This is a genomic window from Brevundimonas sp. GW821-FHT02A10 (genome assembly GCF_059422025.1).
In genome coordinates this window covers 1,205,739-1,219,528 of the sequence record NZ_JBWKWC010000001.1, presented here as the reverse complement: position 1 = coordinate 1,219,528, position 13,790 = coordinate 1,205,739, and the positions used below count along the sequence as shown (strand labels likewise).

The window sequence follows — 13,790 nt, the reverse complement described above, 5'->3', positions numbered from 1 at the left end:
TTCAGGCTTCGGTCTGCTAGGTCAGCGGCATGACCCAAGCCGTCGCCAACACCGCCCGCCGTCTCGTCGATGTCCTCGTCATGAACGGGGTGGAGCGGATCTTCTGCGTCCCGGGCGAGAGCTATCTGGCCGTGCTGGACGCCCTCGCCGACGTGACCGACCAGATCCAGGTCATCACCTGCCGGCACGAGGCGGGCGCCGCCAACATGGCCGAGGCCTATGGCAAGCTGACCGGCAAGCCGGGCATCTGCATGGTCACGCGGGGTCCGGGCGCGACCCACGCCTCTATCGGGGTGCATACGGCGCATCAGGACTCGACCCCGATGATCCTGTTCGTCGGCCAGATCGCCGTGTCGGACCGGGGCCGCGGCGCCTTCCAGGAGGTCGACTACCGCGAGGTCTTCGGCGGCCTGGCCAAATGGGCGACCGAGCTGGAGACCAGCACCCGCACCGTCGAGGTGGTCGAACGCGCCTTCGCCACCGCCCTTCAGGGTCGGATGGGGCCGGTGGTCATCGCCCTGCCCGAGGATGTGCTGGAGGCAGACGGCGGCCCGGCCCCGGTGCGGCCCGTCGCGCCCGCGCGATCGGCGCTGGACGCCGCCTTCGTCGCCGAGGTCGGCTCCCATCTGGCCAAGGCCGAACGGCCCCTGCTGGTGCTGGGCGGCTCCGGCTGGACGCAGGAGGCCACCACGGCCATGGGCGACTGGGCCGAGCGGATCGGCCTGCCGGTCGCCCTTTCGTTCCGCCGCAAGGACCTGATCTCCAATGACCGACCCAACTATGTCGGCGACCTCGGCCTCGGCCCCAATCCGGTCCTGCTGCAGCGGGTGCGCGAGGCCGACCTGATCATCACCATCGGCGCCCGCCTCGGCGAGAATCCGACGCAAGGCTACACCCTGCTGGACCGGGCCCGGACGCCCGAGACCCTGATCCACATCCACCCCGGCCCCGAGGAGCTTGGTCGCGTGTGGCCGCCGCTGATGAGCGCCTGCGCCGATGTGTCGCTCGCGGCCATGGCCCTGTCGGAGATCGAGCCGGGCTGCACCTGGCATGATCAGGCCGAGGCGGGGCATGCCGCCTATGAGGCCTTCACCACCCCGGTCGCGGTCACCGGCGCGGCCAATATGAGCGAGTGCATGGCCCATCTGCGGTCGGTCCTGCCGCCCGAGGCCATCCTGACCAACGGCGCCGGCAACTACGCCGCCTGGCTGCACCGGTTCCACAAGCACACGGCCATGCACACCCAGCTGGGCCCGACCTCTGGGGCCATGGGCTATGGCTATCCGGCGGCGGTGGCGGCCAAGAGCCTCTATCCCGACCGTGACGTCGTCTGCATCGCCGGCGACGGCGAATATCTGATGACGGGGCAGGAGCTGGCGACGGCGGTCCAGTACGGCATCAACACCGTCACCGTCATCGTCGACAACGGCACCTACGGCACCATCCGCATGCACCAGGAGCGCGACTATCCGCGCCGGGTCATCGCCACCGACCTGAAGAACCCCGACTTCGTCCAGTACGCCCGGGCCTTCGGGGCCTTCGGTGTCCGCTGCGAGACGACGGAAGACTTCCCCGCCGCCTTCGCCGCGGCGCGTGAGGCCGCGTCCGGGAGCCAAGGGGTCCCCGCGATCGTTCATCTGATCACCTCGGCCGAGGACATCGCCCCCGGCCGCACCATCACCGCCCTCAGAGGCGGGTAGTTCCGGGAGACCTGTGATGCGCCTTGCCGTCCTGTCGATCGCGCTCGCGACCACCGCCCTGTCCGCCTGCGCCACGGACCCTTACGGCCCCGGCGGTCCCCCGCCTCCCGGGCAAGGCGCCGACAACGGCAACGACTGCGCCGTCATCGCGGCGGTGGCGAAGGAACACTACGGCTTCAACACCACCGACCGCCTGCCGCCGCCCCTGTGGCTCAAGGACGGCGACCGCGCCTGGAACCTCCGCTGCGACTGGAGCCGCTACGGCCTCAGCTTCCCCCGGACCTATGTCCCGGTCGTCAATCGTAGAGGCCCCGAACGGGTCCAGTGGGTGTCGTTCGAAAAGCCTGTCTACGACGGCCGCGGCGCGACGATCGAGAGCGGCATCCTGCACGGCCCGCTGGCCGGCATGGGCGTCCGCTGCACGGTGGTCTCGGGCTTCGCCGGCTGGACGGTCACCGAGTGCCGGAACACCTGGATTTCCTAGGGAGTCGTCGCACCGGTTCCGGCCGGTCCGGCAGACCCGTTCGCCGTTGGTAAGGCGGGGCAGGTTCGCGGCGGCCACGGAAGCCTTACCGGCTCCCTCCTTACAACGAGAAGCATCGTCTCGCCGGCGACCGGCGTGGTCACCGGATCGGCAGCCGCCACAGCAGCGCGATTGGCCGCAAACAATCGTTCTCGCTGCCGGTGGGTGAGGGTGTCGATCACCGTTTCGTTCCAGAGACGGCCTTCATCGTCTTCAAGTGCGAGGGTGAAGCGCCCGCCGGCAGCAGCGGCGTCAAGAAGGGCCTGCGCCTCAGGACCATCTCCGGCCTGAAACCCGCCGCTGCTCCAGTCCAGCTGACGGTCGGGACCGGCGGGCACGAAGACGCGGCGGACGCTCCATTTTTGCCCAGAAGGTCCGATCAGCACGGACTGAAGCCAGCCCGCCGTGTCGCGGCAATAACCCGTGAACCTCATCTGCCACGATACGGAGCTTGGTGCTCCAAGCGTGGTTCCATCGCTGTCGAAATAGATGCTGAAGAGAAACCTGTCGTCTTCGCTTGTCCCGCCTGCCTCCACGCGGACTTCGCCAAGCCGGGGCAGTTGGCCCTCGTCGCGCAAAATCTTGAGCGGCATGGTTCCCCGGACAATGTCGGTCGAGTCCGCGCTTGCGCAGGCTGACAAGGACAGGGCGGCGAACAACAGCAGAAGATTGCGCATGGGGCCTCGCGGAACGTCGAGCGGAGTTGTGGAGATGCACCGTCACAGGTCAAGGTTCTTCCCTATCCATCCGGTCTATTTACCCGGGTGAAATAAGCGGTTATTTATGTCCGGGCAAAAAGGATGCTCGTCATGACCCCCGCCGCCCGTAAAGCCCTGATCGCTGGCTACAAGGACAGCCCGACTGTCGCGGGCGTCTATGCCGTCATCTGTTCGGCGACGGGGCAGGTCTGGGTCGGCCAGAGCCGTCATATCGACACCCGCTGGAACGGCCTCAGCTTCACCCTGAAGACCGGCTCGGGCCGTGATCCCTCGCTGCAGGCGGCCTGGAACGCCCATGCGCCCGAGGATTTCCGCTTCGAACAGCTGGACCGGCTGCCCACCGACCTGTCGGATCTGCGGCTCAGGGACGAGCTGAAGGAAAGGGCGGCGCGCTGGACATCGCGGCTGCAGGCGGAGACCCTGTTGCCGGGGTGAGGGGCTTCAGACGCGCATCCCCGCCGGGATTTTTCCGCGTTATTTCAGTCTGAAGACCGAAAGTCGGCGACTTCGGCATGGCGCCCTTCGCAACGGGGCTATATTGGGCGCGCGGCCCGCTCCCCTTTCCTGTCTTCGCGATCGTTTGGCAGGATTTGGCAGTCTGTCAGTGTGTTTTTCGGTGGCGCTCACTGCCATCTCCGGACCGACCCGACCCTCCATGCCCTTCACCGCCACCGTCCTGACCATGTTCCCCGAGGCCTTTCCGGGCGCGCTCGGCGTGTCCCTGATCGGCACGGCCTGGCGCGAGAAGGGGCTGTGGAGTCTGGAAACGCTGGACATTCGGGAGTTTTCCGAAGATAAGCGCGGCTTCCTGGACGACACCCCCGCGGGTGGAGGCCCGGGACAGGTACTCAAAGCGGACGTGGTGGCTCGCGCACTCGACAGTGTGCAGGGGCCGTCCCGGCCGCTTTTGTACATGAGCGCACGCGGTCGACCCCTGACGCAGGCGCGGGTGAAGGAATGGGCGAAGGCGGACGGGATCACCGTCCTCTGCGGCCGGTTCGAGGGGGTGGACCAACGGGTGCTCGACGCCCGGGGGTTCGAGGAGGTCTCCGTAGGAGACGCGGTTCTCGCCGGCGGCGAGGCGGCGGCGATGCTGGTGATCGAGGCGTGCGTAAGACTGATCCCCGGAGTGCTCGGCTCAGGCGAAAGCCTGTCGACCGAGAGTTTCGAGGACGGGCTTCTGGAGCATCCGCAGTACACGCGACCGCGGACGTTCGAGGGGCTGGATATCCCCGAGGTGCTGTTGTCGGGCGACCATCGCAGGATGGCCGTGTGGCGTCAGGAACAGCGGGAACTCACTACGCAAGAGCGTCGGCCTGATCTGTGGGCCGCGCATCTGGCGAATAGACCAGCGGAATCCTCCGCCAAATCAAAGCTAAAGGGCAAAAAAGCCCGAGGAGAATAAGACTATGGCCAACATCCTTCAGACCATCGAAGCCGAAGAAAAAGCCCGCCTGATCGCGGTTCGTGAAATCCCGAACTTCCAGCCCGGCGACACCCTGCGCGTCATGGTCAAGATCAAGGAAGGCGAACGCGAACGCATCCAGGCGTTTGAAGGCGTCTGCATCGCCCGTGACGGCGGCGGCGTGAACGAGACCTTCACGGTCCGCAAGATTTCGTTCGGTGAAGGCGTGGAGCGCAAGTTCCCCATCCTGTCGCCGAACATCGACGCTATCGAAGTGAAGCGCCGCGGCGTCGTCCGTCGCGCCAAGCTCTACTACCTGCGCGACCGTCGCGGTAAGTCGGCCCGGATCGCCGAGCGCCAGACGGTTCGTCCGGCCAAGGGCGCCCAGGTGCCGGTCACCGGTTCGGCCGACAAGGCCGGCGACGAAGCATAATATTGGGGCTACCGCCCTTCGGGCTACTTGAGCCCGATATGATAAGGCCCCGGTCGCGAGACCGGGGCCTTTTTCATTTTCTACTGCGGAAACAGACTGTTGGACGCGTCCTTCTGGCCATCCACACTGCGTCTGAGGCTGTGCACCTCGGTGGTCTCGCGGTGGATCGCCGCATGGGCCCGGCGGATGGTCTCGCGCGTGGTCGCCGACAGCTTCTCGTCGGCGACGGCGGCGTGGAACCGCTTGTCCAGCGCGGCCTCGCCCCGGTCGGCGGCGTCGACCAGACCGGCCTCGTCGCGCATCAGGGCATGGCTCATGTCCATGACGGCGCGCTGGGCCTTGGCGAGGATCGAGCCCGAGGTGTCGGGATGGCCGCCCAGGGCGGTGACGGTCGCGGCCATGACGCGGGCCATGTCGCGGCGCTCTTCGGCCAGGCTGCTGAACAGGCTGCCGTGGCCAGAGCTTTCGCTGTCGTCGGCGATCTGGTCCAGCCGCTCTGCGCTGTCGAGCGTGGCGGCGATCAGGCCGTTGAGGACGTGGATATCGTGACGGTTGGGCATGGGAGGTCTCCAAACTTACCCACTGGAACGGCCCAGCCTCGCCCCGGGTTGCGGCGCGATTGCGACCGGCCGATCACCGTCGGATCAGCAAGTCATCACAGCTTCGTGCCCAAACCCTTCTAGAGCTTCGTTCGAAGCGACCAGAGTTCGGGGAAGCAGCGCTTCTCCAGCGTCGTCATCAGATAGGCCGCGCCCTCGGTCCCGCCGGTGCCCCGACGCCGTCCGATGATCCGCTCGATGGTCACCACATGCTTGTGCCGCCAGGTCAGCAGGGCGTCGTCCAGATCGACCAGCTTCTCTGCCAGCTGGTACTGGGCCCACCAGCGGTCGGTGTCGCGATAGACCTCCAGCCAGGCCGCCTCGACGCCCTCGGAGGGTTCGTACGGCTGGCTGACGTCGCGGTTCAGGATGTCGGCGGGGACCGGCAGGCCGGCGGCCGCCAGCTGGGCCAGGGCATCGTCGTAGAGGCTGGGCGCCTCGATCGCGGCCTTGAGCGCCGCGTGGGCCTCGGGCCGGTCTTCCTGGAAGGCGAGGAAGCGGGCGTCCTTGAGCCCCAGCATGGCCTCGAAACGGCGGAACTGGTCGCTCTGGAAGCCCGAGCTGGAGCCCAGCACGTCGCGGAAGCGCAGATAGTCGGCGGGCGTCATGGTCGCCAGGATGTCCCAGCTCTGGGTCATCACCGCCTGGATGCGGCTGACGCGTGCCAGGCTCTTGTAGGCCGGGACCAGATCGCCGTTGCGGACCATCGACTGGGCCAGGGCGACCTCATGCAGGATCTGCTTGAGCCACAGCTCCTTGGTCTGGTGGATGATGACGAACAGCATCTCGTCGTGCTGGTCCGAGATCGGATCCTGCGCCGACAGCAGCCGGTCGAGCCCGAGGTAGCGGGCGTAGGTCATGTTCGAAGCGGTCATGGGCTTCCGATACGGCGATCAGGGTCGAGGGTCGACCCTACTTGATCCGGATCTCGAACAACTGCGGCCAGTTCTTGCCGGTGACGAACAGCCGCTGGCCCGCGGCGTCCCAGGCGATGCCGTTCAGGACGTCGTCGTTGACGTCTTTGCGTTCGCTCTCGGGAAACAGGCCGGTCAGGTCGATCCAGGCCACGACCTTGCCGGTGGTCGGGTCGATGCGGGCGATCCGGTCGGTCTGCCAGATGTTGGCGTAGATATAGCCGCCGCCGGGCGCATCTGCGTCGGCGACCCACTCCAGCTCGTTCAGTTGCTCCACGCCGCGGCCCTCGGCGGTGACCATCAGCCGGCCGGTCACGGTCAGGGTCTGGGGATCGAGGAAGCGCAGGACCGGGGTGCCGTCGCTCATGATGATGCGGTGGTCGTCCTTCGTCAGGGCCCAGCCCTCGCCCGTATAGGAGAACAGCCCCATCGGGCTCAGGTCCGCAGCGTTCCAGATGAAGCCCAGATGGTTACGCCAGGTCAGGCTGATCAGCCGGTCGCCGACCTGGACGATGCCCTCGCCGAAATAGGCGGTGTCCAGCACCCGCTTCTTCAGGATCTCGCCGTCGGCCAGCCGGACGATACGGATGTCCGACGGGAAGCGGCCTGTACTCTCGACCAGTTCGGCGTCCGCGCCCTCGCCGCGATAGAAGAGGCCCTCGGTGAAGGCGTCGGTCGCATGCGGGAAGGTCCGCACGACCTCATAGCCCAGCACCGGGATGGTCGCGATCGCAGCCGTCGCCTGAGCCTGCGCCGGCAAGGGGGCCGAGGCTGCCCCCATCGGGGCGGCGCAGGCGCCGAGCAGCAGGAGGAAGGCAGGAAGGATGGCGCGCATCCTTCGCCTATACCCCGGGTCCCGCCGTTTCGCGCGCGTTCAGTTCGGCCTGATGTGCGTCGAGCGCGGCCTGTTTCTTTTTCGACGAGGCGCGCCCGGCCATGTTCAGACCCTCGACCAGGGCCGAGAAGGCCATGGCGGCGTAGATATAGCCCTTGGGCACATGGACGCCGAAGCCGTCGGCGATCAGGACCGCGCCGATCATCAGCAGGAAGCCCAGGGCCAGCATGACCACGGTCGGGTTCTTGTCGATGAAGTTGGCCAGGGGGTCCGAGGCCAGCAGCATCACGGTCACGGCGACGATCACGGCGGCCATCATGATCGGCACATGATCGGTCATGCCGACGGCGGTCAGGATGGAGTCCACCGAGAAGACCAGATCCAGCAGGATGATCTGGACGATGGCGGCGCCGGCGTTGTTGATGACGACCGCCTTCTTGTCGAGGACGTCGTGGCTGGGCGTCGGATCGACCGTGTGGTGGATTTCCTTGGTCGCCTTCCACAGCAGGAACAGGCCGCCGGCGATCAGGATCAGGTCGCGCCAGCTGAAGGTGGTGTCGAACGACGGCTCGCCGTGGCTGTTCAGCGGGCCGTGGAAGCCCAGGTCGAACACCGGGGCGGTCAAGCCGACGATCCAGCCGATGGTGGCCAGCAAGCCCAGACGCATGATCAGGGCCAGGCCGATGCCCAGCCGTCGCACCTTCTGCCTCTGCTCGGGCGGCAGCTTGTTCGACAGGATCGAGATGAAGACCAGGTTGTCGATCCCCAGCACCACCTCCATCACGATGAGGGTGGTCAGGGCCAGCCAGGCGGCGGGATCGGTCAGCAGAGGGACGATGGCGTCGAACATGGGGGTCCTTGAAAGCGTGGCCGCCTAGATAATGCAGGACTCTGCAATCCCGTCATCCTCATGCCGCGTCGGATTGTCGCTCGCCCGGTTGCGTCAAGGCTCGATCACGACTTGTTGCGACCGGGAAAACCCCATGCTATCAGGCGCCCGGCTTCCTAGGGGCGTTTCTGAGGAAACGGCCCTATGCGTGCTTTCCTTAAGCATTACAGGCCCTTGGCCGGCGTGGGCATCCACCGCCGGTCGCGACCACAAAAGCTTGACCGAACGGGTACGACACCTTGGCAGACGATTTCAGGACGACGGAAGTCGGCGAGCGCTACGCACAGGCGCTGTTCGACCTCGCTCTCGAGACGAAGAAACTCGACGCCGTGCGCGCCGATCTGAAGTCGCTGAAGGCCGCCTGGACCGAAAGCGCCGACCTGCGCCGCCTCGCCACCTCGCCGGTGATCTCGGCCGAGGACCAGGGCAAGGGCCTGATCGCCATCGCGACCAAGGCGAAGTTCGAGACCACCACGAAGAATTTCCTCGGCCTGCTGGCCCAGAACGGCCGCGCCCGTGATCTGGCCGCCGTCATCACCAGTTTCGAGGCTCTGTATTCGAAGCACACGGGCGTCGTCGCCGCCGAGGTCGTCTCGACCCAGGCCCTGAGCGCCGCCCAGCTGAAGACCATCACCACGGCCCTGACGACGGCCCTGGGCAAGAACCCCGAAATCACCACCCGGGTCGATCCGTCGATCCTGGGCGGTCTGAAGGTGAAGGTCGGCTCGAAGCTGTTCGACGCCTCGCTGAAGACCAAGCTCGACCAGATGAAGTTCGCCCTGAAGCGGGCCTGACCCGCTCAGAACCAGAATGCAGCGGGCGTAAGCACGCACCGACCCACACGAATATGGCGCGCTTCACGGCCCGCTGAACGAAGACGAAGACAGAGAGATCCAAATGGACATCCGCGCCGCCGAGATTTCGGCCATCCTCAAGTCGCAGATCGCCTCCTTCGGCGTTGAAGCGGACGTGTCCGACGTCGGCCAGGTGCTGTCGGTCGGCGACGGCATCGCCCGCATCCACGGTCTGGACAACGTCCAGGCCGGCGAGATGATCGAGTTCCCCAAGGCCGGTGTGAAGGGCATGGCCCTGAACCTCGAGCGCGACAACGTCGGTGCGGTTATCTTCGGCGCCGACGCCGCCATTGCTGAAGGCGACGAAGTCCGCCGCCTCGGCGAGATCGTGGACGTTCCGGTCGGCAAGGGCCTGCTGGGCCGTGTCGTCAACCCGCTGGGCGAGCCGATCGACGGCAAGGGCCCGATCCAGTTCACCGAGCGTCGCCGCGTCGACGTCAAGGCGCCGGGCATCATCCCCCGCAAGTCGGTGCACGAGCCGATGCAGACCGGCCTGAAGGCCATCGACACCCTGATCCCCGTCGGCCGCGGCCAGCGCGAGCTGATCATCGGCGACCGTCAGGTCGGCAAGACCGCCGTCGCCATCGACACCATCCTGAACCAGAAGTCGACCAACGCCGCCGCGGCGTCGGAAGGCGAAAAGCTGTACTGCATCTACGTCGCCATCGGTCAGAAGCGCTCGACCGTCGCCCAGATCGTCAAGACGCTCGAAGAGCGCGGCGCCCTGGACTACACCATCGTCGTCGCCGCCACGGCCTCGGAACCGGCCCCGCTGCAGTTCCTGGCCCCGTTCGCCGGCACCGCCATGGGCGAGTTCTTCCGCGACAACGGCATGCACGCCCTGATCGTCTATGACGATCTGTCCAAGCAGGCCGTCGCCTACCGCCAGATGTCCCTGCTGCTGCGCCGCCCGCCGGGCCGTGAAGCCTACCCGGGCGACGTCTTCTACCTGCACTCGCGCCTGCTGGAGCGTTCGGCCAAGCTGAACAGCGACTACGGCTCGGGCTCGATGACCGCCCTGCCGCTGATCGAAACCCAGGCCAACGACGTTTCGGCCTACATCCCGACCAACGTGATCTCGATCACCGACGGCCAGATCTTCCTGGAATCCGACCTGTTCTACCAGGGCATCCGCCCGGCCGTGAACGTCGGCATCTCGGTGTCGCGCGTGGGCTCCTCGGCCCAGACCAAGGCGATGAAGAAGGTCGCCGGCTCGATCAAGGGCGAGCTGGCCCAGTATCGGGAAATGGCCGCCTTCGCCAAATTCGGTTCGGACCTGGACGCCTCGACCCAGAAGCTGCTGGCCCGCGGCGCGCGCCTGACGGAGCTGCTCAAGCAGCCCCAGTACTCGCCGCTGACCATGGAAGAGCAGGTCATCTCGGTCTACGCCGGCACGCGCGGCTATCTGGACGGCATCGCCGTTTCCGACATCGGTCGTTTCGAGAGCGAGCTCCTGGCCCGCGTCCACTCGTCGAACGCCTCGCTGCTGGACGGCATCCGCGCCAAGAAGGACCTCACCGCCGAGCTCGAAGCCGAGCTGAAGTCGGTGCTGGAAGCCTTCGTCAAGACCTTCGCCTAAGCCTGATCACCGGAAGCTGAAAGAGTAGCGCCCGATGGCCAGCCTCAAGGAAATGCGCAATCGGATCGACAGCGTGAAGTCCACGCAGAAGATCACGAAAGCCCTGAACATGGTCGCCGCGGCCAAGCTCAAACGCGCCCAGGATCAGGCCGAAAGCGCGCGTCCCTACGCTCGCAAGATGGCCGCGGTCATCGCCAATCTGGCGGCGGGCGTGTCCGGCGACGGCGCGCCGAAGTTGCTGGCCGGCACGGGTTCGGACAAGAAGCACCTCGTGATCGTCGCCACCGGCGACAAGGGTCTGGCGGGCGGTTTCAACACCAACGTCATCCGGGCCGCCAAGGAACGGATCAACAGCCTGATCGCCTCGGGCAAGGACGTCCGCATCGTCGCCGTGGGCCGCAAGGTTCGTGACGGCCTGTCGCGCCTGTACGGCGACAAGCTGATCCGCACCTTCGAGCTCTCGGACCACAAGGTCATCGGCATGCCGGCGGCCGAGCCGATCGCCGCCCTGATCGCCGAAGAGTTCGAGGCCGGCCACGCCGACGTCGTGACCCTGTTCTACAGCCGCTTCCAGTCGGCCATCTCGCAGGTGCCGACGCCCAAGCAGTTGATCCCGGCGGTGGTGGACGGCGATGCCGCCCCCATCGACCTGAACGGCGCCGTGTACGAGTACGAGCCCTCGGAAGAGGAAATCCTCGACGTCGTCCTGCCGCGCAACATCACGACCCAGGTCCTGGCCGCCCTCTATGAGAACCAGGCCAGCTTCTTTGGCGCCCAGATGGCCGCGATGGACAACGCCACGCGCAACGCGGGCGACCTCATCAACTCGCTGACGCTGCAGTACAACCGCAAGCGCCAGGCCCAGATCACCACCGAACTGATCGAGATCATCGCCGGCGCGGAAGCGCTCTGATCCTCCGATCCTGACAGAACAGACCGAAACGGACCCTCCACCGATGACCGACACCGTCAAGAAACCCGCCGCCCGCAAGCCCGCGGCTCCCAAGGCCCCGAAGGCCGCCGCCGCCACGGGTAACGCCGTCGTCACCGCCGGAACCGGCGTGGGCAAGATCGCCCAGGTCATCGGCGCCGTCGTCGACGTCGAGTTCACCGGCCAGCTGCCGGCGATCCTGAACGCCCTGCACACCCAGAACGTCGACCAGAAGACGGGCGAGCCCTTTACCCTGGTTCTGGAAGTCGCCCAGCACCTCGGCGAGAACATGGTCCGCACCATCGCCATGGACACCTCGGAAGGCCTGACGCGCGGCCAGCCGGTGACCGACACGGGTTCGTCCATCCTGGCGCCGGTCGGCCCGGGCACGCTCGGCCGCATCATGAACGTCGTCGGCGCGCCGATCGACGAACAGGGCCCGATCAAGACCACCATGTACCGCCCGATCCACCGCGAGGCGCCTTCGTTCGAAGAGCAGTCGACCTCGTCGGAAATCCTGGTCACGGGCATCAAGGTCATCGACCTGATGTGCCCCTACACCAAGGGCGGCAAGACCGGCCTGTTCGGCGGCGCCGGCGTCGGCAAGACCGTCACCATGCAGGAACTGATCAACAACATCGCCAAGGCCTACGGCGGTTACTCCGTTCTGGCCGGCGTGGGTGAGCGCACCCGCGAAGGCAACGACCTGTATCACGAGATGATCGAGTCCAACGTGAACGTGGACCCGACCAAGAACAACGGCTCGACCGAAGGCTCCAAATGCGCCCTCGTCTACGGCCAGATGAACGAGCCTCCCGGCGCCCGCGCCCGCGTCGCCCTGACCGGTCTGGCCCAGGCCGAGTACTTCCGCGACGAGGAAGGCAAGGACGTGCTGCTGTTCGTCGACAACATCTTCCGCTTCACGCAAGCCGGTTCGGAAATGTCCGCCCTGCTGGGCCGTATCCCGTCGGCGGTGGGCTATCAGCCGACCCTGGCGACCGAGATGGGCAACCTGCAGGAACGCATCACCTCGACCAAGAAGGGCTCGATCACCTCGATCCAGGCCATCTACGTTCCCGCCGACGACCTGACCGACCCGGCCCCGGCCGCCTCGTTCGCCCACCTTGACGCCCGCACCGTTCTGTCGCGCGACATCGCCGCCCAGGCCATCTTCCCGGCCGTCGACCCGCTGGACTCGTCCTCGCGGATCATGGACCCGCTGGTCATCGGCGAAGAGCACTACAACGTCGCCCGCTCGGTCCAGGAAGTCCTGCAGCAGTACAAGGCGCTGAAGGACATCATCGCCATTCTGGGCATGGACGAGCTGTCGGAAGACGACAAGCTGGTCGTGTCGCGCGCCCGCAAGATCTCGCGCTTCCTGTCGCAGCCCTTCTTCGTCGCCGAGCAGTTCACCGGCGCCGACGGCAAGTTCGTCTCGCTGGAAGACACCATCCGCTCGTTCAAGGGCATCGTGGCCGGCGAATACGACCACCTGCCGGAAGCCGCCTTCTACATGGTCGGCCCGATCGAGGAAGCCGTCGAGAAGGCCGCCAAACTGGCTGCCGAGGCGGCCTGATCCATGGCCGGCAAGCTGCAGTTCTCGCTGGTCGCGCCTGAACGCGAGGTCTTTTCGGGCCTCGTGGATCAGGTTGACGCGCCGGGCGTCGAAGGCGACTTCGGCGTCCTGCCCGACCACGCGCCCTTCATGACCGCCCTGCGCGAAGGCCCGGTCACCGTCTTCGACGGCAATGTGAAGCGCGTCTTCACCGTCCACGGCGGCTTCGCCGACGTGACCCCCGCCGGCCTGACCATCCTGGCCGAACAGGCGACGGAAGTCGTCGCGGGCTAAAGACCTACAGGGCGTCCGCGGACGCCTTGATCCCCTTGCGAACAGCCGATGCGAAAGCGTCGGCTGTTTTGCGTTCAGCCCCGAAGCGGTCGCCAGAGCCGGGCGCCAACTCAACCAAGGCCGGGGCGGCGAAATCACCAATATCGCCAAACTGACCAACACCGCTTGAACGAGCGGTTCGGGGCCCTAGACTGGGCGCCATGGGGCCACGTCCCCACCGCTGGTCAGAGATCGGCGTGAAGCCCGGGACGGCCCGGCTCCTGTACAAGGAGGGCCCCCATGGCCTTGACCCTCATCGACATCGCCGGCGTGTCCGGCGTCCTGCTGATCCTCATCGCCTATGCCGGCGCCACCGCCGGGAAGCTGGATCCGAAACAGTGGCCGGCCCTGACGCTGAACCTCGTCGGCGCCCTCCTGATCCTCTGGTCCCTGTCGGTCGACTTCAACCTGTCGGCGGCCCTGATGGAGGGCGCGTGGGCCCTGGTGGCCGTGGCGGGGCTGGTAAGGCTGGCGCTGAAGCGGAAATAGAGTCCGTCATCCCTGGGACGAGCCCGAGGATG

Annotated in this window: 16 protein-coding genes; 11 read left to right on the top strand and 5 right to left on the bottom strand. The window is 66.6% G+C overall.

What is annotated here, in order from left to right:
• Positions 1-29 precede the first annotated feature (29 nt).
• Positions 30-1,700 carry a thiamine pyrophosphate-binding protein gene (locus AC07U0_RS05670; RefSeq protein WP_494719035.1) on the top strand — a complete coding sequence of 557 codons (1,671 nt, stop codon included), beginning with the start codon at positions 30-32 and terminating at the stop codon, positions 1,698-1,700.
• 16 nt (positions 1,701-1,716) lie between these two features.
• A complete protein-coding gene (locus tag AC07U0_RS05665) occupies positions 1,717-2,184 on the top strand; it encodes a hypothetical protein (RefSeq protein ID WP_494719034.1) in 468 nt (155 codons plus the stop codon).
• On the opposite strand, the gene AC07U0_RS05660 is transcribed toward AC07U0_RS05665, so the two are convergent.
• Positions 2,181-2,900: a hypothetical protein gene (locus tag AC07U0_RS05660; RefSeq protein ID WP_494719033.1), complete on the bottom strand. Its 720-nt coding sequence runs from the start codon at positions 2,898-2,900 to the stop codon at positions 2,181-2,183. The two genes, AC07U0_RS05665 and AC07U0_RS05660, sit on opposite strands and share 4 nt — an antisense overlap.
• A gap of 132 nt (positions 2,901-3,032) precedes the next feature.
• On the opposite strand from AC07U0_RS05660, the gene AC07U0_RS05655 reads away from it, so the two are divergent.
• From AC07U0_RS05655 to rplS, 3 genes are all read left to right on the top strand, one after another.
• Positions 3,033-3,377, top strand: coding sequence for a GIY-YIG nuclease family protein (locus tag AC07U0_RS05655; RefSeq protein WP_494719032.1), 345 nt, complete (start codon positions 3,033-3,035; stop codon positions 3,375-3,377).
• Between the two features lie 220 nt (positions 3,378-3,597).
• Positions 3,598-4,347, top strand: a complete 750-nt coding sequence (gene trmD / locus AC07U0_RS05650) for a tRNA (guanosine(37)-N1)-methyltransferase TrmD (RefSeq protein WP_494719031.1) — start codon at positions 3,598-3,600, stop codon at positions 4,345-4,347.
• Positions 4,348-4,351: 4 nt separating this feature from the next.
• Positions 4,352-4,780 carry a 50S ribosomal protein L19 gene (gene rplS / locus AC07U0_RS05645; RefSeq protein ID WP_492946334.1) on the top strand — a complete coding sequence of 143 codons (429 nt, stop codon included), beginning with the start codon at positions 4,352-4,354 and terminating at the stop codon, positions 4,778-4,780.
• 80 nt (positions 4,781-4,860) lie between these two features.
• Here rplS and AC07U0_RS05640 read toward each other — a convergent pair whose 3' ends face one another.
• From AC07U0_RS05640 to AC07U0_RS05625, 4 genes are all read right to left on the bottom strand, one after another.
• Positions 4,861-5,340: a PA2169 family four-helix-bundle protein gene (locus tag AC07U0_RS05640; RefSeq protein WP_494719030.1), complete on the bottom strand. Its 480-nt coding sequence runs from the start codon at positions 5,338-5,340 to the stop codon at positions 4,861-4,863.
• Between the two features lie 119 nt (positions 5,341-5,459).
• Entirely contained in the window at positions 5,460-6,254 is a 795-nt protein-coding gene (locus tag AC07U0_RS05635) for a tryptophan 2,3-dioxygenase (protein WP_494719029.1), read from the bottom strand.
• Between the two features lie 37 nt (positions 6,255-6,291).
• A complete protein-coding gene (locus tag AC07U0_RS05630; protein WP_494719028.1) occupies positions 6,292-7,128 on the bottom strand; it encodes a glutaminyl-peptide cyclotransferase in 837 nt (278 codons plus the stop codon).
• Between the two features lie 7 nt (positions 7,129-7,135).
• The gene (locus AC07U0_RS05625) at positions 7,136-7,978 is read right to left on the bottom strand and encodes a TerC family protein (protein WP_494719027.1); all 843 of its coding nucleotides are present in this window, start codon (positions 7,976-7,978) and stop codon (positions 7,136-7,138) included.
• Between the two features lie 278 nt (positions 7,979-8,256).
• On the opposite strand from AC07U0_RS05625, the gene AC07U0_RS05620 reads away from it, so the two are divergent.
• The 6 genes from AC07U0_RS05620 (at position 8,257) to AC07U0_RS05595 (ending at position 13,758) form a co-directional block, all read left to right on the top strand.
• Positions 8,257-8,811 carry a F0F1 ATP synthase subunit delta gene (locus AC07U0_RS05620; protein ID WP_494719026.1) on the top strand — a complete coding sequence of 185 codons (555 nt, stop codon included), beginning with the start codon at positions 8,257-8,259 and terminating at the stop codon, positions 8,809-8,811.
• A gap of 103 nt (positions 8,812-8,914) precedes the next feature.
• Complete coding sequence (atpA, locus tag AC07U0_RS05615; protein ID WP_494719025.1) at positions 8,915-10,450, top strand: F0F1 ATP synthase subunit alpha; 1,536 nt, start codon at positions 8,915-8,917, stop codon at positions 10,448-10,450.
• A gap of 34 nt (positions 10,451-10,484) precedes the next feature.
• A complete protein-coding gene (locus AC07U0_RS05610; RefSeq protein WP_494719024.1) occupies positions 10,485-11,363 on the top strand; it encodes a F0F1 ATP synthase subunit gamma in 879 nt (292 codons plus the stop codon).
• A 43-nt stretch (positions 11,364-11,406) separates the two neighbouring features.
• A complete protein-coding gene (gene atpD / locus AC07U0_RS05605) occupies positions 11,407-12,957 on the top strand; it encodes a F0F1 ATP synthase subunit beta (RefSeq protein WP_494719023.1) in 1,551 nt (516 codons plus the stop codon).
• A gap of 3 nt (positions 12,958-12,960) precedes the next feature.
• A complete protein-coding gene (locus tag AC07U0_RS05600) occupies positions 12,961-13,230 on the top strand; it encodes an ATP synthase F1 subunit epsilon (RefSeq protein WP_494719022.1) in 270 nt (89 codons plus the stop codon).
• Positions 13,231-13,509: 279 nt separating this feature from the next.
• Positions 13,510-13,758, top strand: coding sequence for a CBU_0592 family membrane protein (locus AC07U0_RS05595; protein ID WP_494719021.1), 249 nt, complete (start codon positions 13,510-13,512; stop codon positions 13,756-13,758).
• Positions 13,759-13,790: the final 32 nt, after the last annotated feature.